This is a genomic window from Alphaproteobacteria bacterium, from assembly GCA_016722515.1.
In the GTDB taxonomy this organism is placed as follows: Bacteria; Pseudomonadota; Alphaproteobacteria; order Rickettsiales; family JADKJE01; genus JADKJE01.
Genome location: JADKJE010000002.1, coordinates 684,561 through 708,420 on the forward strand (window position 1 = coordinate 684,561; position 23,860 = coordinate 708,420).

Consider the following 23,860-nt stretch of genomic DNA (forward strand, 5'->3'; position numbering starts at 1 on the left):
CTCTTGAGATAAAAGCTGAGTAAATAAAGATAAGGATTGGATCGAAATTACTCGCAGAAATTAATGTATAACTATATCTTGCTTCGGTGGATAGAAGATTCCTACGATCATAAAAGGATTAGTGCTTCTGCGTATATGCCAATATTTATGCGTTCCAAGAAAGAAATATAGGTCACGATTTTGAGTGAATTCATCGAAATATTTTGCTTTAAGATGGGAATAGATCATTCCTTTGTTTCCCCTATATTTATGGATTAACTTGCGCGTGAGTTGATAAATTTCCCAATCAAGAATTTGCATGCGACTTCTTTTTCCTGAGTCATCCGTAAATATATAATAAAACGAATACGGTACTTTTTCAGCAAGACGTTTTCCTATTTCCTTTCCTAACTGCATTTCAAGTACTTTATGTTGGATCTTTTTTTCGTGAATTGAGTGATTATTTATAACCTGAAACGATATAATTTTTTCAGGTTTGAATGTAGCAAGCGAAGTGAATATAGAGGTATCCCTTGCTTCGTTTATTAACAATTGAAGATTGGTATAGACTTGATTTAAAACGATCTCCTTACGTTTGTCCCAAAGTTGGTTCGTATCAAGTTTATTAAGAGGAATTATACTACCAGCAAGCTTATAGCTCTCCGGTCTTGGATCACGAGTATCTTTAATGAGTGGAACTTGAATCCATTGATATTTAGAGAAACGTTGTTCCTTATCCATTTGCCGGAAAGAAACGGGATATAAGCGTACCCAACGTCCATCTTCGCAAATGCCAGCTGTACATACGGTTTCAAGGTGACTTTTAGAAGGCAGTGGGTATGTTTTTACTGTAATAAGTATTTTTGTATCTTCCATATCATAAATGCCTTATTGGATAAATAAAACCTTTCATTGATTTTAATGCGGATGTTACTTTGCTGCGATGGCAGTGATACACACTTGCTTCAAAACACGTGATGGCGATACGTTTGTGTTGTTCAAGCAAATTTAAAAGTAACTCTATTTTATCATGTTGTTTTGTAAGGGTTTGTTTATCATATTCGTCAAACAGCTGACTATAATCATGGTCATTATTTAAATTCTGGCGTTTTTCAGAAGCAATTCCCAGGTCTGGAATATGCGTGTATTGGATACTAATCAGGGCTAGTGCGTTCTTTAGCTCCTCTTTGGAGAAGCCATATTTCTGACTAAAGGCATTTTTCCGTACGTCACATAGGAGCCGTACCTGATTTCTACGTAGGATATTTAAGTACCCTTCAAGGCTGCGTCCTTCATAACCAATGGTGAAGAAGCTTATTTCATCACAGGGAAGAGACGCATTTTCCGAGGCGGCGTAGTCAGAAAATGTTTGTTTAATATAGGAATTAAGCTCTTCAGAGCTTTTGTCTTTCCAGGCATTCTTTAATTGTTGAACAGCCATTTTTTCAAAGAGATCAAGCGAAATAGCATGACGTTCTATATTGGGTGATGCAACCCAGTCTTGTAAATTTTCTAGTTGATATTTATTTTTTAAAATAGTTTTATCGGCTTCAGCCTGGAGAGAAAAAGGTCCATTTGCTAGTGGGATGAATTCATAATAAGCGTTATTCTCACTAAACTCTGTGCAATATAAAAATAATAATTTATGAAAACGCTCGTTGGTTATAGTGCCGCCTAATTCCTGTATAACGGACATAAGAACTTTCATTCGATGGATAAGTTTCATAATCGTTCTTTCTTGGTTGTAGTGGTATTAAAAGATTCGTGTGAATTATATCAAATTCAGGGATTATTTAATAGCTTCTTGCATCTTATATACAATGTAGCAGATTGATTTTGCTGAATGCAAGTGCGCAGATGAAAATAATTTTTTCCTCGTTAAGTCCCCAAATTCCTTCGCTATGTGGAGATTGTCAAAACTAATCGAGCTAATTGGAAGGCCGGTTAATGTTATCTTTGAAAATGAATTAAACCGACATCTTCGTGATGCTGTTTTGGAGGAGGCTAAGGATTTGTGAGGAAGAACTGGAAGCCTTCAATATTTTTTCCAGAGCCAAGTATTGTTGTTGATGACTCGTACGGTTGCTAGTTTTAAGTTTTCGGATGTTATGTAATTTCCATTGAATGGCAGGGAATTTTTCAAAATCACTGAATCCAAATTTCTCCCATTCAGGTTCGCCGGCTTTAAAGCTAAGAATAAAAGAACGGTCATTATCGGTAAGCAATGTTTTAATGGTTTCATCGAGTAATAGACGGGTTGCTTCAAATTCTTCATACGTAAAATTGTCTTCCGTCATACCTTTAAAATGCTCATCCAATGTACGTGTTTGGTCGATATGGTTATGGCGTAATAATTGATGAAGTGGTTGATCACTGCTTAGCAGGCATAATAGGAAGCCACGTTTTATCTCATCTGTAAATGTGTCGTTTAGAAGCATGTATTTGATATCAAATAAATCGCGCGGATGCTGCCTATCGAGTGCTGCACATATCTTCCCAAGTCCAAATGTGAATCAGAAAATAATTTTGCAATTACCTCATTTGATATCATGAAGATAAAGTGCTTGTAACTTATTAGGATCAAATTCAATATCCTCTTCAATGCTGGTAATTCGAAAATCATTATCTTCTAAACTACCAATAACTCCTTGAGCGAAATAAGGATCGCCTGCTGGAAATCCCTCAGGGCCATAATGTGCTGTTTGTACACCTGTTTCAACTGGAATGGGTCTAGATTTTGCATAATTTTTCTTTTTTGGCCGTTCGTGGAAACCTATGGGTGTTATCACAGATACCCTACTTGTCCTATTTATTCGCCATGCGAATTCATATAACAACCATTCGCATGGCCCCTTATTAGGGAATGGCCAAACAAAATCCTGTTTATCAATTACTAAATATCCGCATTCTAGAGGAAGGGTAGTTGGATGCTGTCCATAACCTTCCTGGCCAGAATTCTTTCCCATTAAATATGGCAAATATCCCCCTTTCCAGAAAGGATTTAACTCGATAATTTCTTCCCAGGTGTTATCTTGATTTAATTCAATGAGGGCCTCTTTTGAGGATTGAATGTGTTTCTGGATACCCGTCATTTTCTCTTTCAATTCTTTGGCTGCATAATCATGGCTATTAGGAGCAATAGCTAAACCTCCCCAATATGAGAGGCTGATTTTTACTGGACTGTGCATTGATTTTTTTTTAATTGGCCAGTGCTTGGGATGATCTGCTGCAAAAACTTGCGTCAGACTCGATAAAACAACTATAAAAAAAATTGCTAATATTCTCATAAATTTTTTTAAACCTTTATAGTTAAGTACTTGATCGAAACAGCAAAACTTAACGGCATCAATCCACAAAAATACCTGGCAGCCGTCCTGACAAAAATCCAAGATCATAACTCACAAAAAATCCACGAGTTGCTAGCCTGGAACCTCAAACTGGATTAAGAATTGCTAATTTAAGCGGGTTCACCGGACACTTACGAAACATCCGACTGCATAATTTCTGTTCCATAGTCAAGAATCAGTACTAATGTTTAATAGACATTATTAGTGCTACCGTATGTGGGGGGATATCTATCAAATTATCGTACTAAGAGTTGAACGGTAATAATTGTTCTGGTTGCAGGGCAAGTGCTGCGATAGTTTTACCCTTATTATCACAAAACTCGACTTCGTATGCTAGTGTAGGCTTCGAATAAATATGAACAATAGTTCCTCTCATTCCAGCTTTAAGTTCTGTACCAGGCATATCTTTTGCCAATACAACAACATCTAGAAGGGAATAATTATTCATAATATGAGTCTTTATTTTACGAAAATAGTGGTTAATCGTGGAATATTAGAACCTGTGTCATAAATCCATCCAGTTCTAACGGTAGCCGTCTTTCCATTCGGGCCCGTAATCGGCATATCTACGGTAAAGCGTTGTCCAAATTCATCGGCATTTCCTAAAGTAGCAGGATAATTTTTAACACCTTCTTTTACTTGTAAGATAAGATTGTCGGCGTTTGATTGATTATATCCCAATGCCGATTCAAAAACAGTAGCTTTATTCCCGCCTACCGGATGTTCAGGGTTTAACGCATAACCAGTTATTTTATTTTTATCAATTACCGCATTGTCTGCGTTTACCAATACATCTTTTGCTAAGCCATTCACTCCTTTGCCAACTGTGCCTTCAATCTCGCTTATAACCGAAGTTTTGACTAAATTTGTACCTGCCACTTCCAAAACTGCCTTAGTGGTTATCCCCAAAGCCGCTGGCGCGGCCATAACAGTACTCAGTACAGATATCGTTCCCAACGAATACGCATCCTCGGGTGATAATCCCTGACTTACATAATATTCTGCGGATGATTTGATCGCTGAAGTAATGACATCATTGACGGATTTTCCTACTGGAGAATCCATGATGATGGTTTGGATGGTCAGGCTTGAGCCTCCTTCCAGCAGTCCAATAGCTGCACCAATAGGACCACCGGCTATTGCTCCCATCACCGTAGGGATACCTATGACCACAGCAGCATTAATCGCTCCCAAACAATTACAGTGTTCTTGCAGGTAATTGATATCATTCAAGACGCTTGTGGCTAACTGCCCAGCAGCAAGTAAGCCATCACTCGCCTGAGGAGTTGCATAATATTCCGATATAATCTGTTCCGATGTTAAAGCCGGTAGCGAACTGCTGCTTACTTTAATCGTCGGCCCTACACCACCAAGCAAGTTAGGGTCGTGGTTTGCAATTTGATCAGCAGGGAACCAGCGTAAGCCAGCTTCCGTCTGCACTGGCAATATGCCAGCATTAATAGCTTGGATAAATTCTATGGGGATATCATTGCCATAAATAGCTTTTAAAACTTCCATCCCATATTCCACATTGGCTAAATGCTGACCTTCCGGGGTTGATAATAAGGCATTGCGTTCTTCTGCGGATACTCCCTGTTGAGCTAGCTTTTGATCCAATGAGGCAAGTGCGCCCAATGTGACGCCTTGCGAAGAAGCTGCTCCAATCTTGCTGGCAATATCCGATATCATTTCAGATATGCTCTTCAACCCACTCAGCGGGATTTCTATATCCAGATGATCATGCTCATCGACCAGGATTTCCTGAACCTTGTTTACATCGCGGTTAACGCCATTCAGTTGGTCATCGGTTGCCGCCTGGCCTGCTATGGTGATGATTCCTGCGCCGATGGTGGCGTGGGTAACGCCGATTTTGGTGTCATCTTCTATCTTTAGGGACGGGGTATAGGATGAGGATAAGTTAGAACCTGATCCAAAGACCGGTTGTCCTGGAGGCCCGCCAAAGCCAACGGCTATTCCAGCGCCGTCATAATGCCAGATATCTTCATCGGTTAAATCGCTTACTTCCAGTGAACCGGTGTTTAAGGTGAGGTTGCCGCCGTCTGTGTAGGTGCCATCTTCTTGTGGAGTTGCTTGTGCGATCATAGCACCTGTTAGGGTTGTTTTGCCGGTGACATCAATATCAACTGAGTTAGTGCTGATAATCGATGTGACGTTATCCGTCCACTTCCTGTGCCCATCACCACTGCCGCTATAGGCATTTGCGCCAAATGTTGGTGATAAGCCATTAACACCATAACTAATACCCACACTCATGCCGCCGCTATGTTCGCTTTTACTGGTTTCCTGGGTGTTTTGTACTGATTCTACGTTGAGGTCGCCGTCTACATCCATATTCACATTCTGTGCCAGAATATTCGCTCCCTTTACAGTCGTGTCCTTACCGCTATGGCTAATAAAATCATGTCCGGCGGTAATTTGCGTCTGCGTAAAATTGCTGCCGCTGGTTTCATATTTAGAGGAGCTGCTGGATATTCCAAGGCTGAGAGAAATGCTAGGCAGTAATTGTGATGGGTCCGTAAAGCCTTTGCTGGCTTTATACATCGATGCAAATTGCGAAGCTCCCTTAAACGCATCTGCTGCCGTTTGGATTCCTGCATAGCTGCCGGAACCTTTATCACCTAGCCCTTTTACAGAATCAATCAAGCCGGTAAATCCTTCCTGAATAGCAACGGTTACGCCGATGCTAGTCATCTTATGCGATTCGGCGTAGCTGTTATCAGCATCCAGTGCCAACAGGTTAATGTTATTATCGCTGTTGAGGATCACATCATGCCCGGCCTGTAATTGGCTGGAAAGGATGTTAATATCATCATGGGCATCCATCGTAATGTCATGGCCTGCTACCATTGCAGCTGATGCCGTTGGGGTTAGCAACAATATACTCCGCCTGCTTGCCGAAGATTTCTGTGGGGCCGTTTAAACTGGTGGTATTGGTGCCGGTGACTTCATTGAGGATAATATTCGCCTCATGGCCTGTGCTAAGATTAGAATTGCCAATAACAACACTGCCAAGGGTTGAGATTCCCTTTGACGCAGAATTATTCACAATCAAGCCTTCATTGCCAACTTGTAGATCGGTTAGTTGGTTATGGGAAACACCTGCAGCAGATGGTGTAGCAATATTTTCTACCGGTGTATGATTAAGCGATTCAGCAACAGTGGGTTGATTGGCTAAAGGAGCGGCTGTGTCCGGTGTAATCACAGTCTGTGCGTAGACGATGGACGCTAACATAGGTTGTAGTGCCAGTATTACAGACACCATTAACACAAGGCAGTGATGTAACTTTATTGACAATTCTTGACCCAATTTTTTCATAAATACCGAATGCGAATTAATGGCTATTTCCCATAGAAGGAAAATTGTATACTATGGTATAAAGTTGAAAACAAGGAATTATTTTCAATTGGAAGTTAAATGGAGGGTTGGCTCATTTTTATATGTAAGTTAGCGAATACCTGTTTTTCTTTTTCATGAAAGGCTACCGCTCTTGTTCTTCTTGGATCGTATGTACTCAAAGGAACATACCAAATCTCAGCGGGACACCAAAATCAACATTCCTTAATCAATAACATATTGATTTATCATGATCTGTAATTTTAAATCTCAGTAGCCGATGAAAACAAGAAGAAGTGTTATTATTCCTTGAAATCTTTAGGATTAAAGACGGTCAGCGGATAACGGGCCTCATTCGGCTTTATAATCAATTGAATCCAATTTTACACCTTCTTCAATTGCTTTGATTCTAAAGCCTTCTTGTTCTAAGTAGCGTATTAACCCTTGAGCATAATAAGGATCATTTCTTTCAAATGATTCAAGCCTAGTACCATATCTTCTCATCCCTGACTTCATTTCAGGTATGGGTCTTACATCGCTCAAAAAATATATTTGAAATACTGAATTCTTATCAACCATATGTTCAAAATTATATAGTAACCATCGACAAGCATTATCGGGCGGCGATGCCCATATATAATGATGTTTATCAATGGTTATATAACCACAATCAAGGGGAAATACTAATTTGTGTTTTATGTAACCTTCTTTAAGCGCTATTGGAGTTTGAAGATAATTTAAGTAATTTCCTTTTTTAGAGGATTTGTTACTAAGATAATCCGCATCATTGATGATATTTCTATGAATAATCTTTAAAGTATCTCGGTTTATTTCAATATTCTCTAATTTTTCTTCGGGTGTGTCTTTTCCAAATCCTCCAGGAACAGCATCACCGGTATACATAATATTTATACGGACAGGATACTTATACTCTTTTTTAATATTCGGCCAAAATCTATCATAGCTTTCTTTTTTTATTTCTGTAGCTTCCTGAGCTTTTAATGATAAGCAAGGTAGAAGAATAAAAATTAGTAAAGCTACTGAATTATAACATGTATTAATTATTATATTTTTAATCATTGCTGTCCTAAGCTCCATTTGTTCAAATCGTTTCTTAGTTTGTTTTGTATTTTATAGGCTTGGCTTTCAACGGGTTGGACATAATATAAAGCTCCGCTGTTAACATAACTGGCTTTATTAATAGCATAAATCATCGCATTTAAAGTTTGAGGATCATTTAAATCGGTGTTTTCAACATTAATAGGAACAGTAGTAGGGTATCCGCCTATTACAGTATTAACTTGATCAGCTTGGTATGCATGAATCATTTCATGGCTAATTAAAGAAACCACGCTTGAAAATGTAGAATTTTTCATGCCTGTTCTTAAATAATTGGGGTCAATATATATGGTTCCATCCTTATGTGCCATCTGTGAGTCACCATATTTTGCTGTTGAAGAAATGCTTACTGTTGGGACTGAGCTTAACCCTAATACTGAAGCTACCGTTGTTGCCACCATAACAGTTAAGTCCTTCATATAAGCTGGATCACTCTTTTTAGCAGCAAACTGATCATAGAAATCCTTAAATCCAGGATCGTGTGTCAATTCATCATATAATCTATCGGGAAGATTTTGAATGATTTTTCCATCATTTCCATAGAAATTATATTTGTCTGGCAGTGAACTCACAACGGCTAATTTTAATTCATCTACTCTAGAGTTTTTTGAACTATCGCAATAAGCTAAAGCCAAGTATAAAGATAATTTTTCCTGCATCGACATTGCTTTAATTGTTGCCTCTATCTCTGGATCCGTTTTCGACAATAAATCGGCAGCCTCTGCTTTTGCCTTGTTTAAGTCTTCCAAGCTTATAATTGATCCAGCTTGAGCCAGCATAATGGCATCCTTTCTTTGTTCATCCGTCAATCCTGAATCTGCCAGTATTTTAGCAATCTCGGCTTTGGTTGCTCCTGCTCTAATTTTAGCAACAATATCATCGGCCATATCCGCAATATCTTTAAACCCACTCAGCGGGATTTCTATATCTAGATGATCATGCTCATCCACCAGGATTTCTTGTACGTTGTTCACATCGCGGTTAACGCCATTCAGTTGGTCATTGGTTGCCGCCTGGCCTGCTATGGTGATGGTTCCTGCGCCGATGGTGGCGTGGGTAACGCCGATTTTGGTGTCATCGGCCTGCTCTAAAATGAAGTGCAACACCTAATGATGTTTGTTGTTAAAGACAAGGATATCAAGCTCCAGGAATGTGTTATGGAACACATGCAGAACCATTTCTGGACACCTGAGCAATTCGCCGCGATCAACACCACATTGGGCATGCCCAATGTGGTGTTGATCGCGAAACCAAAAGCAGTTATAAGAAACTCAGGACTCTACTTCTAACTGGTACAACATTTGGGAGCACCTCAGAACAAGTCAGAAACGAGGGGTATTATGATAAATCCTATCCCTCAAGAATCCCCTTCAACGTCAATCTTTAAGTTTAGAGGCATTCCTCTTACCTTCTATGAAATTGATAACAAGCCCTGGATCACAGCAAAACAGTTAAGCAAAGCCCTGGGTTGTTTTAGTCGTCATCGAGCAGAAAAACTATACTATCAATTCAAGTTCTTTTTCGATGCATCGATGACCAAGAAGGTTAAGGCAACAATGATTCGATTAGAAGGGAATGATGTGCTTCTATTCTCAGAGCAGGGAGCCATTAATATTGCAATGATGGCTCATACGGATATGTCTAATTTTTTCTTGCATTGGATAACACAAACCCTTCGTATCTTTAAAGATAAACCAACCTATGAATTTCAACCATTCAATCCTAAATACCAGGTTAGCGCATCCATGTTTAAAGCTATTCATGAAGTGCTGGAAACGGTCAAGATTCGCCTAGATGCTGTTGCAGCTATTGATACTAATCACAAACAATCAACATGGCTGAGGGACAAATTGATTGATGAAGCTAAACTAGAAGTTAGCGTTATCACTCATGGACTTTATGCTAAACAGTATCCAGCAATTTATGTATCACCATTTAACCATGAGGCTAATTCAAAAGCAGAACAATTTCAGAAAATCGAAAGGAACAACATCAAAATCAACACTTAACAAGGTTTAATATTTTGTGTGATAGCCACAGATAAACACTGTCTAATGGCTATTACCTGTTTTTCTCTCGTTCACTACCCCGATGATACAGTTCTTACTAATTTTTTCTGTATTCTTAATTTCTGGAACCAGTCCAGTTTGCGAAACGAGTATGTTGACTGGTAGTGCTTTAATAGAATATATTGTTCCCAAGAAGAAGAAAAACAAAGCACTTAAGGTTAAAATAATAGCCACAACTTCAAGAACATTGGCGTAAGAAACCCATCTATTGACTTTCTTTCTATGATATTGTTCTTTAGCAGACCAATCCTGAGGAACGGCCCTTTGGCGTTCGATGAAATGGCAAATATTAAGTGTCCAATACCGGCAATTTGATTCTTCTATACAACTCCTAGCTACAAAAGAAGAGGACAGGTAGCCGAAAAGGTAAACGCTTAAAACGGATAAAATACTGAATACAAAAAAGACCATGCCAGCTCCTAACATATCCGGGTTAATTTTTGATATTCGAAAGGCCGTAATAAAGGTAGGTATTAATGATAGCGCGCCTGCATTTAGGATAACGATGGTGCGCAATCCTGTACTTGCATAATTGTTCGCCAAGTCGACCAATTTAAATTGGTGTAGTCTTATTTCATTTCGTTGATTTTGTTGTTTCTCTTCCAAAAGCTTATTGGATTCAATTTCTGTCTCCAGCATTTAAATTATCCACATAAAAAAAGTGCCCAAATCTTCCAAGGAAAGGACGCCAATTGAATCAAGGTATTTTGACTTATAGCCTAAAAAGAGCCGGATGCAATATTATTATTATGGGATCTGTTAGATAGGAACCAAAAGAAAACCCAAATTGAAGGTAGCAACGGGGTAGCAACGGAGATTTTTTGGGAAAACTGTAAAGGGGCTAAAACCCTTAATTTGATTTGGTTGCGGGGGCAGGATTTGAACCTGCGGCCTTCAGGTTATGAGCCTGACGAGCTACCGGGCTGCTCCACCCCGCGACACTTAAAAAGTTTTGGAAACTTTAATAGGATATCCTTTATACACCCCTTTAGCCTAAGCTGCAAGCACTATCTCAGAAAGTTTGTAGAAGGCTAGTTTTGGTGGCTCTATCGCCAGTTATTGGTGGTTAAATGGCTGATCATTTAATTCAGAGGGTGGCAAAATGGGTGCTTTCGGGTGGGATGCTGCAGATAAAAAGGGGAACCATCCTCGCTTTACGAGGATTGAAGACATCATGATATCAGGCCAGATGTTCCAGAACATAAACCTGTGCATCTCGTTGGTCTAGACGGGGCTGTGTATAGGAACACATGGAAGCTATATGCCCATGGAATAACACAAAGGATGCCAGCATTATTCCAACAATGTAAAGGTAAAGCAGCAACGTCACTTTAGTGCCGGTTTGTATGGCGTATCGTTAAAGATTGTTTACCATTGAGTGGTTGTAATATGGCCCCTTTTGTGTAAGATGCGCGGCGTTGGGAATGCGTTGTCTTGTGATGAGGGAGAAGAAGTTATGTTAGCAAAATATTATAAGCCTTTGAGTGTGGGATTATACTCAACAACAAACGTTGGGCGGTGGGTATCAAGTGTGGTGGCCTCGCGGCCTGTCTATCGTCCTCCTTTTGAATTAGAAAAGTACCTTACCCTTATTGAACAAGAAACAAAAGGTCACAACCTTGTCTATCGGGCCAATCGCAAGAGTAAGACTGACAATAAAAGCAGTGTCCAAGTTGAAAATTACCACGTAAAGTCATTGGTACAGACCAATAGTTACCTACGGATGGATGATCAGTTAAACGATCTGTTTTACATTAGAAAAGAATGCCTGGCTTTGCGATTGGGGAAATTATTAGCACCTAAGCATGTGCCCGATGCTTATATAGCCTATGGCATAGTTAATGATAAGCGAGTACCATTGATTGTCACCAACACCTGGCCTGATTATTACGATGCTGAACATTTTGATTGGAGCACACCTTTTCGTGTGAATGCACGAGGAGTGACAACCGTCCATATTCATGAAATTGCCGACCCAGAAAGAGGCACTCATGTCAGCGATGAGATTAAAGAACTCGAAGTGTATGGACGAATAGATATTAAATATTTGCTCACAACAGCTGATAATGGAGACACCGAAAATTATCGACAAAATGTGGGAGTCATTTTCGGAAAACCGACTAAGAGCATGCATGGAAGCTTGGTGTATCCACTAGGAGTGATCGATGCTGAATGGTGGATGCCAACCGACATTCAGCGTCGATTGAGGCAAGATCCTAATAAGGAACGGATGGAAGGAAGCCCATGGTTGGTAGCAACTGATTTGGTGCGTTCACATTTCCACGATTTGCTTGGGCATGCGGCAGATGACACCCATTATCATGCTTTTCCTACGGCGATTAAAGCCCTCGATTTATCAACCCTGCCTTTAATTAACCGCGCAGTGGCCCGGCAGAGAACGATGAAAAAATATGAGGAAATCATCACGCCGCAAACTATCATGAACGTGGCTGCTTCTGTTTTTCCAGAGGATTTACCTCGGGAGGAACGACACGCATTATCGGGAATCTTAACGCGGTTTCTACAGCGTGGCTTTATCGTCAGCAAGGCAAATTCAATGCTGCACCAGTTACAGACCAGTATCACCGAGCCAGAATTCTTATCACAACGCCGTGACATGGAAAAAGAATTGCAGTCTCGTTTTGATGACCAGTTTTCAAAGAAAACGGAAATAAAGGAAATAAGTGGTGGTTTTGGACGTTGCTGATTTACAGGAAATTATATTATTCTAGAATATATATAGGGCGGTGTTGAGGATTATATGAGAGAACGGGACGGACAGGAAAAAAAGTATATTGCAATCAATCCAAAGGAAAACAATGCCTCTGGGATGGGAGCAGATCTCTATAAAATGAAGATAGCATTTATCACGGACCAACCTTTTGGCAGTCCTTTGAAAATAGGGGACAATTTGCAGAGTCTCCCTGTTCCGTTGGTTGGAGGAAAAGTGCTCCCAACGTCACAAAGTGCTTTGTCGCAGCCGGTGACTAACAATAATTATTCAGGTCAGTATAGCCACTTTAGAATGGTACAGGACAAGCTGGTTTCGGCAAAGAGCAATAAATCTCCAAAATACGCTGGTATGAATAAAATAAAGAATGTCTGTCCTCCTCCTCCATTGCAACGCATAACGCTTCCACCATTTTCTAAGCTTACGGAACATCCCTTGTTAAGTGATGAGCGTGTTCAAACACAAACGTCTGGCAGCGAAGGCCCGGAACACCGTGGGCAAATGATGTCTCAAGAGAGAGAGAAATCAATTGTTCCCCCTCAAGCATTTAGTTCGCGTGTGCAACAAAAATATAGCGATAATCAGCAAAATAGTATGTTGTATTAATACGGGTAGAAAGTAGTCGTTCGCGGATGACATTACCTTGCCAAAAAGGTTGCCAGCTCGTGATCCTCCAATACTTTAGTCAATGCATCCGAAAGTATGGAATCGGCTTGGATATGATTACGTTTCTTTTCCGACAATAATTGCGCTTGTGATTTTTCTTCAGCGTGGAACACCTTGCTCATATTCGCGTTGCCATTGGTGGCTTCGGCGGAAACAGTTGCCTGGAGATCCAATGACGAATCCATGCGCGCGGTGGATGAATTGAGCTGCAGTGAAACGATGCGTATATGCAGTGTTTTGTTGTGAGAGAAGCTAGTGGGAACCGGATCAAATCCCTTGCTCTTCAGGCCTTGATTCACCACATCCAGAAGCGGGGCAGTTAAATCTTCAACGGTGACATCTGCACGCAGTGATTCATTCGGACCATAATCCCCTACTTTTTTATTAGGCCGGTCATCGCTGACACTTACACCAATTTTTTGACCTTGTCCAACGTTGCTGTTCGAAACCGAAGGCTTGATAACCGGACGAAGATTAAGCGGTGTTGGTTCGGCTACAGAGCATGCACCGAGGAGGAGGAGGGTCAAAGTCGAATGGATAAGGTAACGGGTCTGTAGGCTCATAATGTGGCTCCTAATTTTTGCCATTTTTTGATAAAAGAATCGTGAACAATGGTGGTAATCTTATTCATCACATCCGGTGGCTGATATTGCCATAGACGTAATGATGATCCCAATTTTTTAGCATAACCCCGATCATAAAGCTGCTGATGGAATTGCCTGAATTTTGGAACCACCAACTCATCGGGTGCAAAAATAAATAAGGGTTTGCCAGTGGCTAAGGCTTCTGAAACCATTGATACTGAATCGCCGGTGACCACAATTGCGGTAGCTAAAGCCAAAAAGCCCATATAGGGATTTTCAGCCAGGTCGGGAGCGCGCCAGTCATACATGTAATAGGGGCAATTAATATTGGCCTTCATCGCATCGATTGCGTTGCTGTTGGTTCGGCGGCTGGTGGTAATCAGTAACGAGCCATCAAGGGCTGTTGCTAAAGCGGTGGCTTTCATGGCCAGGTCAGTAGCATGGTCGGGGGTAAAGGTTTTGCCATTGGAATTACCACCTACCAGCACTGCGATTTTAGGATCGGGCAATTGAGAGAATTGCAGACGCCATTTTTGATAAGCTTCTTGAATTTTAGAGGCGGTCACACGGTGAGGTGCCCCTAAAATGGGAAAGACGAAATCCTGAGTGGCAGCGCCATCATGTTCTGGCAGAAATACACAGTCAAAATCGCTATAAGACGTTTCTGGATCCATGGTGTGAATTAAAAAACAGGGATCGTTGGATTGCGATTTAATATATTTGGCAACGGGTGCGGTACGCCTTCCTGCACCAATAATCACATTAGGGTAAGGCGGGGTAAGGGTATCACTTAGTTGTTTATCGATACCAAACAGGCTTTTGCCCAGGATTATATTGGGAAGTACGCCCAGTGGGCTGTAGGTTAGCTTTTTAATTTCAAACGGCCATCCCAAAGCTTCGGCGATGCCAATGGCTTGTGAGGATGTGCCAACTCTGGGGTCGGCGAGTACCCATACATGGGGGAGGGGAGGTGTAGACATGCGTAACCTGGTTATAGGGTAAAAATGGAAGATAAGATTGGTCAAAGACCTTATTCTTAGTATAATCCAGCTTTACGGCTAACGGTCAAGTGAAAGGTTGCATAATGGGTATGATGAGATGACACGCGATTCTGGTTATTCACTCACAAAAGGGGTAGCGGCTATTGCTTCGTATATCCCAAGACTTCCGACTTCGCCTGGGGTCTATCGAATGTTAAGCCACGACGGAACGGTGCTGTATGTGGGTAAGGCCAAAAATCTGCCTAAACGCGTTGTTAGCTATACGTCGCCAGAGCGATTGACGTATCGTATACAAAACATGATTGCCCAAACGCACAGTATGGAGTTTGTCTCCACCAAAACCGAAGGTGAAGCGTTATTGCTGGAAGCTAACCTTATTAAAAACCTGCAACCGCGATATAATATATTACTCAAAGACGATAAATCATTCCCCTATATCATGGTGACGAAACATGAATACCCGCAAATTACCCGCCATCGGGGGAAGCAAAGCAGCAATGCGTTTTACTATGGACCCTTTGCATCAGCTGGTGATGTTAATCGGACTATCCTGACATTGCAGAGAATCTTTTTGATACGTCCATGTTCAGATACCTATTTTGCGGCGCGTAAAAGGCCGTGCCTGGAATATCAGATTAAACGCTGCAGCGCACCGTGTGTGGAGAAAATTTCTAAAGATGCTTATGGCGAATCGATCAAGCAGGCCATGATGTTTTTAAATGGTAAGAGCAGTGAGATTCAACGTGACCTTGCTAAACAGATGGAAGAAGCAAGTAATCAGTTTGATTATGAAAAGGCAGCAATCTATCGTGATCGGATCAAAGCCTTAACCTATGTCCAGGCGCGATTTGATATTCAGGCTAAATCCATTAAAGATGCCGATATTATCGGCCTGTATCGCGGTGGGAGTGTGGTGGCTATTGAATTGTTTTTTTTCAGGGGTGGTCAGCATTATGGAAACCGCACTTATTTTCCAACCCATGCCGAAGATGCCGGTACAGAAGAAGTACTGGAGGCTTTTTTAGGGCAGTTCTATCAAAACCATCCAGCGCCTTCGCATATATACCTCAGCCATGATTTTGCTTCGCGTGAAAGTTTTGAAGAGGCTTTATCCCATTTAACGGGATCTGTAATATCGATCACGGTTCCTAAACGGGGAGACAAATATCATTTAATGGAAACAGTGATCGAAAATGCCAAACAATCGCTCGGCCGTAAAATGAGTGAGCACAAGGCGCAGCAGGCAATTCTGGCAGAAGTATCGAAACGTTTTGAATTACCTGCCATCCCTAAACGTATTGAAGTCTATGATAATAGCCATATCATGGGACAATATGCGGTGGGGGCCATGATTGTGGCGGGTGAAGAAGGATTTATTAAAGACGAATATCGTAAATTTAAAATCCGTTCCACCGAATTAAATCCTGGTGATGATTATGCTATGCTTCATGAAGTATTAGTGCGTCGCTTTAGCCGTTTGAAAGAGGAAGATCCTAACCGTGTTTTAGGCAAGTGGCCCGATTTAGTGATGGTCGATGGAGGTGCTGGGCATTTAAGTACAGCCTATTCGGTTTTGGCAACGCTAGAGATTGATGTGCCGCTGGTGTGTATTGCCAAAGGTCCGGATCGCAATGCCGGGAGAGAAATATTCCATATGATCCATCGGGAGCCTTTTGGTATGGATGTGCATGATAAGGTGCTGTATTACCTCCAGCAATTGCGCGACGAAGCCCATCGTTTCGGTATTACCTCCCATCGTGATATGCGCAGTAAAGGACTGACAAAATCGGTGCTGGATAATGTTCCAGGTATTGGCCCCAAACGTAAACGGGCTTTGTTAAATCATTTTGGTTCTATCCAGGGGATAGCAGAGGCGCTCCTTGAGGATTTATTAAAGGTAAAAGGAATCGATCATAAGGCGGCCCAGAAGATTGTGGATTATTTCAAGCATTAGTTACCTGTAGGGCGTTGGTATTTGACTGGGGTTGGGAGTTTATTTGTTAGGTTTGGATAGGAATTCCGCGGGTCGTCTTATTGAGAATACCATGAATTCATGATAGACTCACTGGGTGTTAATGCGGTAAATCAATATATTAAGTGAGGTTGACATGATAGCCGGTACTGTAACTCTCCAGGAACAAATGCAAGCTATTGGTAATCGGGCTAAAGCCGTTGCACTGGAGCTTGCCGGAACCCCAGATTCACTTAAAAATAAAGCACTGAGCAACGCAGCATCAGCCCTGCGCCAGAATGTAGAGATTATTCTTGCTGCTAATCATCAGGATGTAGACGCTGCCAAGCAAAAGGGATTGTCGGGAGCCATGATCGACAGGCTGGTCTTGAATGCAAAACGTATCGAGGCTATGGCCGAAGGATTGGAGGCCATTGCAGCCCTTCCTGATCCTGTCGGTCGCGAACTGGCGGCCTGGGATCGCCCAAATGGGTTACATATTAGCCGAGTATCCGTGCCCTTAGGCGTGATAGGAATTATTTATGAATCAAGGCCTAATGTCACAGCGGACGCCGGCGCCTTATGCCTTAAGTCGGGTAATACGGCTATTTTACGCGGCGGCTCAGAAAGTTTCCATTCGTCGCAAGCGATCGTTGCTTGCCTGCATTACGGGTTAGATGAGGCGGGTATCTCTAAAGATGCTATCCAGTTAGTCCCTACGCAGGATCGTGATGCGGTGGGTATCATGTTGAAAATGGTCGACTTTATTGATGTGATCATTCCGCGTGGTGGAAAAGGTTTAACTCAGCGAATTATCGAAGAAAGCCGTGTGCCAACATTGCAGCACCTTGATGGTAATTGCCATACGTATATTCATCACGATGCGGATGAAACAATGGCATTGAACGTATTGGTAAATGCAAAAATGCGCCGTACGGGCGTGTGTGGAGCTACAGAATCGTTGGTTATTGATAAAGTGGTTGCAGCTCAATTGATTCCTAAAATCGTAAGCGCCCTTACAGAGAAAGGGTGTGAGTTGCGCGGCGATGAAGTGTCCTGTGCCATTGATTCATCCATTAAACCAGCTACCGAACAGGATTGGGATACAGAATATCTCGATAGTATATTATCCATCAAATGTGTAGATGATTATCGGCAGGCGGTTGATTTTATCAATCAGCACAGTTCTCATCACACGGAAGCTGTGATTACTGAGAACCAGCAGGTTGCGGATTATTTCTTGAACGGGGTAGACAGCGCTATTGTGATGCAAAATGCCTCAACCCAGTTTGCCGATGGTGGTGAATTTGGCATGGGGGCAGAAATTGGTATTGCCACGGGCAGGCTACATGCAAGGGGTCCTGTTGGGGTTGAGCAGCTCACCACCTTTAAATATGTTGTGAAAGGTAAGGGGCAGATCAGGCCGGTGTAACGTATCCTCTGTAAAAGAGTAGGGGGCTAATTTAAGGATTTATTCCTTTTCCTCCCCGGCTTCTTCTGCGATTTTTAGATCTTCGGCGTTTGGTTCGCCCTTTACCAACGACTTCTTCTTGGTGAGCTTTGGTGGTCGAGGAGTAATTGGCTGCTTTGCTTGCTTCTTCGCCACTGCCTGATTTTCCGCCACCGCCAGTAGTATTAAGGGCTGGTCCTTCTGATTTAGATGTTGGTCCATCCGATCTACCGTAGCTCGAAGAGCGAAGGTAGGTGGTCGAGAAACCTCGAAATGGTACTCGCCTAAACTTGCAACGCAAACTGCTTTTAGAGTTTGGGGCTTGCCTAGCCGTCTTGTCCTCCGAAGCTTCGCAGAAGCATAGGCTGGTGCCCTACTGATAGGTTTTTAGACCACCCCTGATTTATCGCCTAAATGGCGCTAAATCTGTCCCCTCCTTAGCAGGCGGGGAAAACCGCTTTACTGCATTTTGATATTCACTTCAATATGTTACAAAATGTTCCTTGTAGATATTTCCCCACTTCTGGGGGGGCTTGGGAGGGTAGAACTGCCGTGCATCACGGGTTCATCGCTCTCCCTTTACGCGCTTTGCGGTTATTTTTTGAGGTTGTGCGTTTGATTCTGCTTCCTGCACAGATGGTCGCTTCTTGGTGTGATTTGGGGGTTGAGGAATAAGTGGCGGATTTGCTTGATGATTCGGATGATTTTGCGGCGCCGGCTGGAGCAGCAGCCGATTTAGAGGCTTCTGCAGGTGCAGCTGATGGTTTTTGTGCACCAGCCGCAGGGCCATGATGGGTTTTGAGATTGCTCATCTGGAGGGAGAGGAGCTTGGCCTTCAACTTGGTTTGCTGGTTGGCAGCCTCTACGGCGTGCTTCCCGCGGATTCGATTTATGAGTTTCCCGCCAAGATGTTTAAAACTACTAAAAAAATGGGCTAAAATTTCAAGCATAGTGACTATTCTTCCTTCGCTGAACTTTGTTGAGGCACACTTGCCTGTTTACGGCGCTTAAGATTGTGCCGAAGAGCTTGTTTAAGTCGGTCTTCTTTTTGCTTTTTTTGAAGTGATTTCTGTGGTGCTTTAGGAGATGAGGCAGAATCTTTTGTATGAGACATGAAAAAAACCTATCGAAATACTTGCATTAGCAGGGTGTTTGTGGCATGGTGTGTGCCACGCCGCCATAGCTCAGTGGCAGAGCGCGTCATTGGTAATGACGAGGTCGCAGGTTCAATCCCCGCTGGCGGCACCACCATTTTAACGTATAATAAGTCCTTAGTCGAGGACTTATTCGGCATAGCTGCACAGTGACCGTATAATGGACGGTTTATCCAAATGCACTTTATCACTTAACGCTAATTGTTCTAATGCTGTGTTCCTCACGTTGAGCAGCATTTCAATGGAAAGCTTACCTGTGATATTGGCAAGCAGAGCTTCTTCCTCGTTTATCAAATAATCGCCAAAAGGAATGTGGCTGGCATATTTTATTGCACGACTAAAGGCGGTATCAAGAATAAAAGGTAAGGACGTTACATCCATAAATGCCAGTAAAGGTTGGCTCCAACTTACGGCTTCTGTTTTAAGGGATAACAGGTAATGCAGGCATTCCTTGTAAATAGTTAAGCCTTTAACTTTGGCCAATTGGATAGCGTAGCCAGCGGCATCATTGGCCAAACTTAAATAGGCCTCGGTTTCATGAGCGGGGATATCGGCCTGAATACTGCGCATAATCGATAGCGTGTCTTGACGGCTGGGAGGGTGCATATGCACCATCAGGCAACGCGAACGAATGGTGGGTAACAGCGCATTCGGATGGTGGGAAATCAAAAAGAATATGGCATGGGAAGGGGGTTCTTCCAAAATTTTGAGCAGTGCATTCGCTGCATTCGGATTAAGTGCTTCAATTGGATCAATAATCACGATACGCCGGTAGGATTCATAAGGCGTATGGCGCATGAGATGTAATATATCCCTTACTTCATCAACCGGAATAGTGGTTTTATCGTCACTGGTTTCCAGCACCAAGAGATCAGGGTGTGAAGATTGCGCTATCTTGGCGGCAATGTCTTGTTCGGATGGGGCAAATAATCCGGTACTGGATGCGGTTAATAATTTGCGGGCTACATGATAGGCAACCGTCGCTTTACCAATTCCTTCGGGACCTACAAGCAGCCAAGCATGGGGAATCTGTCCAGAATTCATGGCTCTTTCAAATGCAGCCATTACGGCACGATGACCATAGAGCGTAGAAGAAAGCCTTGGATGTGGAATTAGAGAGGGATCATCCTGTTCAATTTTTGAGCGGCCAGCCATCGTTAACTCTATGATTTAGGTTGAATTTTATCTCTAGGATAGTAGTATGTTGCGGATATTCCGTCAATGAAAGACACTATGACCCAGAAAAGTTCAGTGGTTAACTCCGCTACTAGCAGTGAAAATGCCCAGTATGACTCAATGTCTTATCTGGTAAAAAGGTTGGCACGAGATCATCTAAGGCCCCATTTCAAGCGAACATTGACAGCCGTTATTTACATGCTGATGGTTGCAGCCTCAACGGCTGGTATGACCTGGATTATGAAGCCGGCCATTGATAATATTGCAGGGGATTGTGCACAAAAAGGGGGTGTTAGTTCGATTCCCGTGTGGATGAAATCGTTCTCGGAGCATGTTACTGGACAAATCGGGACTGTTCCCATGTGGATGATTGCCGGTATGATTGTCATTTTGACTATCATCAAAGCGTTTGGGACCGTAGGACAAAATTATACGCTGAAGTCAGTTGGGCAAAGGGTGCTGACTGATATGCAAATAAAGCTTTATGGGCATCTTCTGGAATCGGATCTGGCTTATATCAGCAGCCAAAGTTCTGGAAGTCTTATTTCGCGCTTTACCAATGATATTAATACGATGCGCTACTCCGTTTCCAATGTATTGGTTGGATTGATAAAGGAAGGATTCACGATTATTTTCCTGATCGCTGTGATGTTGAATCAAGACCCAACCTTAACGGTCATTGCGTTCATGGTTTTCCCGTTAGCTATTTTACCTATTTATCACATTGGTAGGCGTATGCGGCGTGTTGCCAACCAAACCCAGGAACAATTGGGTAAATTTACATCGACGCTTGATGAAACATTTCAAGGTATTCGCCTGATAAAATCCTATGATCGTCAGAACTATGAAATGGACCGCGCACGTAAGGGAATCGAAAAGTTATTTAACCTTTATATTAAAGCCATTCGAGCAGAATCATTATCTTCGCCTATTCTTGAATTATTAGGTGGGTTTGCTATTGCAGGTGTGATGGTGTATGCAGGACACCAAATTTCTAAAGGAACATTAAGCATTGGTGCGTTTAGTTCATTCATGGCCTCAATGATGTTGGTATACAGGCCATTAAAAAAGTGTTTCTTCTATTAATGTGGGCGTTCAACAAGGGCTTTCTGCTTTGAGGCGCCTATTTATGGTCTATGATATTAAGCCTAGTATCAGTGATACGTCTGCAAGTAAGCCACTGGTTATATCAAAAGGCGAAATAATTATTGATAATGTGAGTTTTTATTATCGTCCTGAGCGTGCAGCTCTTGATCAGATTTCATTAACGGTACCGGCGGGAAAAATGGTAGCGTTGGTGGGTCCTTCTGGTGGTGGGAAAACCACGATCATGAACTTGCTTTTACGATTCTATGACCCTGATAGGGGCAGTATTGTTATCGATCAACAAGATATTCGGAGTACAACGCTGTCTTCGTTGCGAAGCCAGGTTAGTTTAGTGAGCCAGGATATCATGTTATTTGATGACAGCGTTCGCAATAATATTCTGTATGGTAGGCTTGATGCAACTGAAGAAGAAGTGATCCAGGCCGCATATTCTGCTGCAGCTCATGATTTTATTAGTTCATTGGCCGAAGGCTATGACACGGTCGTGGGCGAGCGTGGCTTTACTCTTTCGGGAGGGCAACGTCAGCGTGTGGCTATTGCCAGAGCAATGCTTAAAAATGCTCCTATCCTCCTGTTGGATGAAGCAACATCGGCACTGGATTCGATTTCTGAACAGCAGATTCAAAAAGCATTGACCACGTTAATGAAAAATAGAACAACCTTGGTTATTGCCCACCGTTTATCAACCATTCGTAATGCCGATTTGATATATGTTGTACGTCAAGGGATGGTGATTGAAGCGGGAAATCATCATGAATTATTAGAAAAGAAAGGCTTTTATCATAAGCTTTACCATCAGCAATTTGGTGGAGGAGTCATTCATGATAATGACTTCTTTGATTTAGAAGATTTAAATCAAAACACTTAAATGATGTAAACAACGGAACGAGTATGCTGCTGTATCAGGTTTATCGGTTTTTGACTATTGTCGGTTACCCGTTTATCTATCTTTATCTGTTACGCAGGCGTTCTAAAGGTAAAGAAGATAGTATACGTTTTAACGAACGCTTGGGTATTGTAACCCTTGAACGTCCAAAAGGATTCCTCATCTGGATCCACGCAGCAAGTGTCGGCGAATCACTGTCGGCGTTGCCATTGATATGCGCCATGTGCGAACGGTTTCCTGATAAGCAGTTTTTGCTGACAACAGGCACGGTTGCCTCGGCACAGTTATTGGCACCACGTCTTCCTCATGGTGTGATTCATCAATATATTCCCGTTGATAGTTTGAAAGCGGTACAACGCTTTCTTGATCATTGGCAGCCTAATCTGGTGTTGTGGTTGGAATCAGAATTTTGGCCTAACGTGATCATGGAGTCGTCGCGTCTATGCCCAGTGATCCTTGTTAATGGGCGGATCACGCAACGTGCGACCGATCGATGGAAGAAGGCCCATTCGTTAATTAGGGAGGTCATTTGTCAATTTACCCTTGTTCTTCCGCAATCCGTCAATGACCAGGAACGTTTGAAACATTTGGGTGCGCAGAAGGTGCTTTTTGTCGGTAATTTAAAATATGATGCTCCGCCCTTGCCAAATAAAGAAGTCGAATTTCAGCAACTCAAAACACAAATAGCCAATCGAAGATGTTGGATTGCAGCCAGTACCCATGAAGGTGAAGAGGAGCAGATTATCATCGCCCATCGTGAACTTAAAGAGCATTATCCCGATATATTAACCATTTTAGTGCCCAGGCATGCGTCCAGGGGCGCTGCTGTTCGAGACCTTATCAAACAAAGTGGTTTATCAGTTGCCATGCGTTCATGCTCTGAACCTATTTATGATTCAACGGATATTTACCTGGCGGATACCTTAGGTGAACTGGGATTGTTTTTCCGACTCGTTGGTATCGCATTTATTGGGGGATCTTTAATTGAAAAAGGTGGGCATAATCCACTTGAGCCTGCTCGTCTGGATTGCGCCATTGTTTTTGGTGAATCAATGTATAATTTTAGTGAGATTGCAGCTGAATTGATTTTTAAAAATGCGGCTATTGAAGTGCATAATGGTAAAGGCCTGGCGCAGGCAGTTGGCCAGTTATTTGATGAGGCGGATTATCGCTGGCTGTTAATGGAGAATGCAAAAAAGGCTGTTCTTGCCCATAAAGGAGCTATTGAGAAAATTTTAAACCTTATCGAATCTACTATACAGACAGCAATATAATAGAGATCAAT

Annotated in this window: 25 protein-coding genes, 2 tRNA genes and 1 pseudogene; 11 read left to right on the plus strand and 17 right to left on the minus strand. The window is 42.2% G+C overall.

Features of this window, described 5'->3' with window-relative positions; genetic code table 11:
- Positions 1–60: 60 nt before the first annotated feature.
- The 4 genes from IPP74_07875 to IPP74_07890 form a co-directional block, all read right to left on the minus strand.
- A complete protein-coding gene (locus IPP74_07875) occupies positions 61–855 on the minus strand; it encodes a hypothetical protein (GenBank protein ID MBL0319191.1) in 795 nt (264 codons plus the stop codon).
- 1 nt (position 856) lies between these two features.
- Positions 857–1,705 (minus strand): DUF488 domain-containing protein, encoded by an 849-nt coding sequence (locus IPP74_07880; protein ID MBL0319192.1) that lies wholly within the window; start codon positions 1,703–1,705, stop codon positions 857–859.
- A gap of 241 nt (positions 1,706–1,946) precedes the next feature.
- Positions 1,947–2,471, minus strand: a complete 525-nt coding sequence (locus IPP74_07885) for a hypothetical protein (GenBank protein ID MBL0319193.1) — start codon at positions 2,469–2,471, stop codon at positions 1,947–1,949.
- A 45-nt stretch (positions 2,472–2,516) separates the two neighbouring features.
- Positions 2,517–3,266 (minus strand): hypothetical protein, encoded by a 750-nt coding sequence (locus tag IPP74_07890; protein MBL0319194.1) that lies wholly within the window; start codon positions 3,264–3,266, stop codon positions 2,517–2,519.
- A 30-nt stretch (positions 3,267–3,296) separates the two neighbouring features.
- On the opposite strand from IPP74_07890, the gene IPP74_07895 reads away from it, so the two are divergent.
- Positions 3,297–3,425, plus strand: a complete 129-nt coding sequence (locus IPP74_07895) for a transposase domain-containing protein (GenBank protein ID MBL0319195.1) — start codon at positions 3,297–3,299, stop codon at positions 3,423–3,425.
- Positions 3,426–3,570: 145 nt separating this feature from the next.
- On the opposite strand, the gene IPP74_07900 is transcribed toward IPP74_07895, so the two are convergent.
- The 5 genes from IPP74_07900 to IPP74_07920 form a co-directional block, all read right to left on the minus strand.
- Positions 3,571–3,774: a DUF4926 domain-containing protein gene (locus IPP74_07900; GenBank protein ID MBL0319196.1), complete on the minus strand. Its 204-nt coding sequence runs from the start codon at positions 3,772–3,774 to the stop codon at positions 3,571–3,573.
- 11 nt (positions 3,775–3,785) lie between these two features.
- Positions 3,786–6,224, minus strand: a complete 2,439-nt coding sequence (locus IPP74_07905; GenBank protein MBL0319197.1) for a hemagglutinin repeat-containing protein — start codon at positions 6,222–6,224, stop codon at positions 3,786–3,788.
- A complete protein-coding gene (locus IPP74_07910) occupies positions 6,178–6,663 on the minus strand; it encodes a filamentous hemagglutinin N-terminal domain-containing protein (protein MBL0319198.1) in 486 nt (161 codons plus the stop codon). Before IPP74_07910 ends, IPP74_07905 begins: the two co-directional genes overlap by 47 nt.
- A 369-nt stretch (positions 6,664–7,032) precedes the next feature.
- The gene (locus IPP74_07915; GenBank protein ID MBL0319199.1) at positions 7,033–7,761 is read right to left on the minus strand and encodes a hypothetical protein; all 729 of its coding nucleotides are present in this window, start codon (positions 7,759–7,761) and stop codon (positions 7,033–7,035) included.
- The gene (locus IPP74_07920; protein MBL0319200.1) at positions 7,758–8,750 is read right to left on the minus strand and encodes a hypothetical protein; all 993 of its coding nucleotides are present in this window, start codon (positions 8,748–8,750) and stop codon (positions 7,758–7,760) included. The genes IPP74_07915 and IPP74_07920 overlap by 4 nt, the downstream gene beginning before the upstream one ends.
- On the opposite strand from IPP74_07920, the gene IPP74_07925 reads away from it, so the two are divergent.
- From IPP74_07925 to IPP74_07935, 3 genes are read left to right on the plus strand one after another with little or no spacing between them, the layout of a single operon-like run.
- Complete coding sequence (locus IPP74_07925) at positions 8,739–8,891, plus strand: hypothetical protein (protein MBL0319201.1); 153 nt, start codon at positions 8,739–8,741, stop codon at positions 8,889–8,891. The genes IPP74_07920 and IPP74_07925 overlap by 12 nt on opposite strands.
- 18 nt (positions 8,892–8,909) lie before the next feature.
- Positions 8,910–9,089 carry a hypothetical protein gene (locus IPP74_07930; protein MBL0319202.1) on the plus strand — a complete coding sequence of 60 codons (180 nt, stop codon included), beginning with the start codon at positions 8,910–8,912 and terminating at the stop codon, positions 9,087–9,089.
- Positions 9,090–9,140: 51 nt separating this feature from the next.
- On the plus strand, positions 9,141–9,809 hold the full coding sequence (locus IPP74_07935) for a hypothetical protein (protein MBL0319203.1): 669 nt from the start codon (positions 9,141–9,143) through the stop codon (positions 9,807–9,809).
- A 42-nt stretch (positions 9,810–9,851) separates the two neighbouring features.
- Here the strand turns inward: IPP74_07935 and IPP74_07940 are convergent, their stop codons facing one another.
- Both IPP74_07940 and IPP74_07945 read right to left on the minus strand, forming a co-directional pair.
- Positions 9,852–10,508 (minus strand): hypothetical protein, encoded by a 657-nt coding sequence (locus IPP74_07940; protein MBL0319204.1) that lies wholly within the window; start codon positions 10,506–10,508, stop codon positions 9,852–9,854.
- A 222-nt stretch (positions 10,509–10,730) separates the two neighbouring features.
- A tRNA-Met gene (locus IPP74_07945) sits at positions 10,731–10,807 on the minus strand.
- A 518-nt stretch (positions 10,808–11,325) separates the two neighbouring features.
- Between IPP74_07945 and IPP74_07950 the strand changes: the two genes are divergently transcribed.
- Together IPP74_07950 and IPP74_07955 are read left to right on the plus strand one after the other, a co-directional pair.
- Positions 11,326–12,576: a hypothetical protein gene (locus tag IPP74_07950; GenBank protein ID MBL0319205.1), complete on the plus strand. Its 1,251-nt coding sequence runs from the start codon at positions 11,326–11,328 to the stop codon at positions 12,574–12,576.
- Positions 12,577–12,630: 54 nt separating this feature from the next.
- Positions 12,631–13,206 carry a hypothetical protein gene (locus IPP74_07955; GenBank protein ID MBL0319206.1) on the plus strand — a complete coding sequence of 192 codons (576 nt, stop codon included), beginning with the start codon at positions 12,631–12,633 and terminating at the stop codon, positions 13,204–13,206.
- A 32-nt stretch (positions 13,207–13,238) separates the two neighbouring features.
- Here IPP74_07955 and IPP74_07960 read toward each other — a convergent pair whose 3' ends face one another.
- Complete coding sequence (locus IPP74_07960) at positions 13,239–13,829, minus strand: hypothetical protein (GenBank protein MBL0319207.1); 591 nt, start codon at positions 13,827–13,829, stop codon at positions 13,239–13,241.
- Entirely contained in the window at positions 13,826–14,830 is a 1,005-nt protein-coding gene (locus IPP74_07965; GenBank protein MBL0319208.1) for a mitochondrial fission ELM1 family protein, read from the minus strand. The genes IPP74_07960 and IPP74_07965 overlap by 4 nt, the downstream gene beginning before the upstream one ends.
- Before the next feature lie 118 nt (positions 14,831–14,948).
- Here IPP74_07965 and uvrC point away from each other — a divergent pair, with 118 nt between their 5' ends.
- Together uvrC and IPP74_07975 are read left to right on the plus strand one after the other, a co-directional pair.
- A complete protein-coding gene (gene uvrC, locus IPP74_07970) occupies positions 14,949–16,805 on the plus strand; it encodes an excinuclease ABC subunit UvrC (protein MBL0319209.1) in 1,857 nt (618 codons plus the stop codon).
- Between the two features lie 154 nt (positions 16,806–16,959).
- Positions 16,960–18,234, plus strand: a complete 1,275-nt coding sequence (locus IPP74_07975; GenBank protein ID MBL0319210.1) for a glutamate-5-semialdehyde dehydrogenase — start codon at positions 16,960–16,962, stop codon at positions 18,232–18,234.
- Between the two features lie 39 nt (positions 18,235–18,273).
- Here the strand turns inward: IPP74_07975 and IPP74_07980 are convergent, their stop codons facing one another.
- The 3 genes from IPP74_07980 to IPP74_07990 all read right to left on the minus strand — a co-directional run bounded on the left by IPP74_07980 (position 18,274) and on the right by IPP74_07990 (position 19,366).
- Positions 18,274–18,474 carry a hypothetical protein gene (locus IPP74_07980; protein MBL0319211.1) on the minus strand — a complete coding sequence of 67 codons (201 nt, stop codon included), beginning with the start codon at positions 18,472–18,474 and terminating at the stop codon, positions 18,274–18,276.
- A 335-nt stretch (positions 18,475–18,809) separates the two neighbouring features.
- On the minus strand, positions 18,810–19,202 hold the full coding sequence (locus IPP74_07985; GenBank protein MBL0319212.1) for a hypothetical protein: 393 nt from the start codon (positions 19,200–19,202) through the stop codon (positions 18,810–18,812).
- 5 nt (positions 19,203–19,207) lie between these two features.
- Positions 19,208–19,366 carry a hypothetical protein gene (locus IPP74_07990; protein ID MBL0319213.1) on the minus strand — a complete coding sequence of 53 codons (159 nt, stop codon included), beginning with the start codon at positions 19,364–19,366 and terminating at the stop codon, positions 19,208–19,210.
- A 59-nt stretch (positions 19,367–19,425) separates the two neighbouring features.
- Between IPP74_07990 and IPP74_07995 the strand changes: the two genes are divergently transcribed.
- Positions 19,426–19,500 (plus strand) — tRNA-Thr (locus IPP74_07995).
- A 35-nt stretch (positions 19,501–19,535) separates the two neighbouring features.
- Here IPP74_07995 and IPP74_08000 read toward each other — a convergent pair.
- On the minus strand, positions 19,536–20,561 hold the full coding sequence (locus IPP74_08000) for an AAA family ATPase (GenBank protein ID MBL0319214.1): 1,026 nt from the start codon (positions 20,559–20,561) through the stop codon (positions 19,536–19,538).
- A gap of 150 nt (positions 20,562–20,711) precedes the next feature.
- Here IPP74_08000 and IPP74_08005 point away from each other — a divergent pair.
- Positions 20,712–22,557, plus strand: a pseudogene (locus IPP74_08005) (ABC transporter ATP-binding protein).
- Between the two features lie 23 nt (positions 22,558–22,580).
- A complete protein-coding gene (locus IPP74_08010; GenBank protein MBL0319215.1) occupies positions 22,581–23,849 on the plus strand; it encodes a 3-deoxy-D-manno-octulosonic acid transferase in 1,269 nt (422 codons plus the stop codon).
- Positions 23,850–23,860 lie beyond the last annotated feature (11 nt).

What these genes read in the sequence shown, in the direction of transcription:
- IPP74_07875 (MBL0319191.1), bottom strand. Translation starts at nt 855, where the DNA reads ATGGAAGATACAAAAATACTTATTACAGTAAAAACATACCCACTGCCT.
- IPP74_07880 (MBL0319192.1), bottom strand. Translation starts at nt 1,705, where the DNA reads ATGAAACTTATCCATCGAATGAAAGTTCTTATGTCCGTTATACAGGAA.
- IPP74_07890 (MBL0319194.1), bottom strand. Translation starts at nt 3,266, where the DNA reads ATGAGAATATTAGCAATTTTTTTTATAGTTGTTTTATCGAGTCTGACG.
- IPP74_07900 (MBL0319196.1), bottom strand. Translation starts at nt 3,774, where the DNA reads ATGAATAATTATTCCCTTCTAGATGTTGTTGTATTGGCAAAAGATATG.
- IPP74_07910 (MBL0319198.1), bottom strand. Translation starts at nt 6,663, where the DNA reads ATGAAAAAATTGGGTCAAGAATTGTCAATAAAGTTACATCACTGCCTT.
- IPP74_07915 (MBL0319199.1), bottom strand. Translation starts at nt 7,761, where the DNA reads ATGATTAAAAATATAATAATTAATACATGTTATAATTCAGTAGCTTTA.
- IPP74_07925 (MBL0319201.1), top strand. Translation starts at nt 8,739, where the DNA reads ATGCTCATCCACCAGGATTTCTTGTACGTTGTTCACATCGCGGTTAAC.
- IPP74_07930 (MBL0319202.1), top strand. Translation starts at nt 8,910, where the DNA reads ATGATGTTTGTTGTTAAAGACAAGGATATCAAGCTCCAGGAATGTGTT.
- IPP74_07935 (MBL0319203.1), top strand. Translation starts at nt 9,141, where the DNA reads ATGATAAATCCTATCCCTCAAGAATCCCCTTCAACGTCAATCTTTAAG.
- IPP74_07940 (MBL0319204.1), bottom strand. Translation starts at nt 10,508, where the DNA reads ATGCTGGAGACAGAAATTGAATCCAATAAGCTTTTGGAAGAGAAACAA.
- IPP74_07950 (MBL0319205.1), top strand. Translation starts at nt 11,326, where the DNA reads ATGTTAGCAAAATATTATAAGCCTTTGAGTGTGGGATTATACTCAACA.
- IPP74_07955 (MBL0319206.1), top strand. Translation starts at nt 12,631, where the DNA reads ATGAGAGAACGGGACGGACAGGAAAAAAAGTATATTGCAATCAATCCA.
- IPP74_07960 (MBL0319207.1), bottom strand. Translation starts at nt 13,829, where the DNA reads ATGAGCCTACAGACCCGTTACCTTATCCATTCGACTTTGACCCTCCTC.
- IPP74_07965 (MBL0319208.1), bottom strand. Translation starts at nt 14,830, where the DNA reads ATGTCTACACCTCCCCTCCCCCATGTATGGGTACTCGCCGACCCCAGA.
- uvrC (MBL0319209.1), top strand. Translation starts at nt 14,949, where the DNA reads ATGACACGCGATTCTGGTTATTCACTCACAAAAGGGGTAGCGGCTATT.
- IPP74_07975 (MBL0319210.1), top strand. Translation starts at nt 16,960, where the DNA reads ATGATAGCCGGTACTGTAACTCTCCAGGAACAAATGCAAGCTATTGGT.
- IPP74_07980 (MBL0319211.1), bottom strand. Translation starts at nt 18,474, where the DNA reads ATGGACCAACATCTAAATCAGAAGGACCAGCCCTTAATACTACTGGCG.
- IPP74_07985 (MBL0319212.1), bottom strand. Translation starts at nt 19,202, where the DNA reads ATGCTTGAAATTTTAGCCCATTTTTTTAGTAGTTTTAAACATCTTGGC.
- IPP74_07990 (MBL0319213.1), bottom strand. Translation starts at nt 19,366, where the DNA reads ATGTCTCATACAAAAGATTCTGCCTCATCTCCTAAAGCACCACAGAAA.
- IPP74_08000 (MBL0319214.1), bottom strand. Translation starts at nt 20,561, where the DNA reads ATGGCTGGCCGCTCAAAAATTGAACAGGATGATCCCTCTCTAATTCCA.
- IPP74_08010 (MBL0319215.1), top strand. Translation starts at nt 22,581, where the DNA reads ATGCTGCTGTATCAGGTTTATCGGTTTTTGACTATTGTCGGTTACCCG.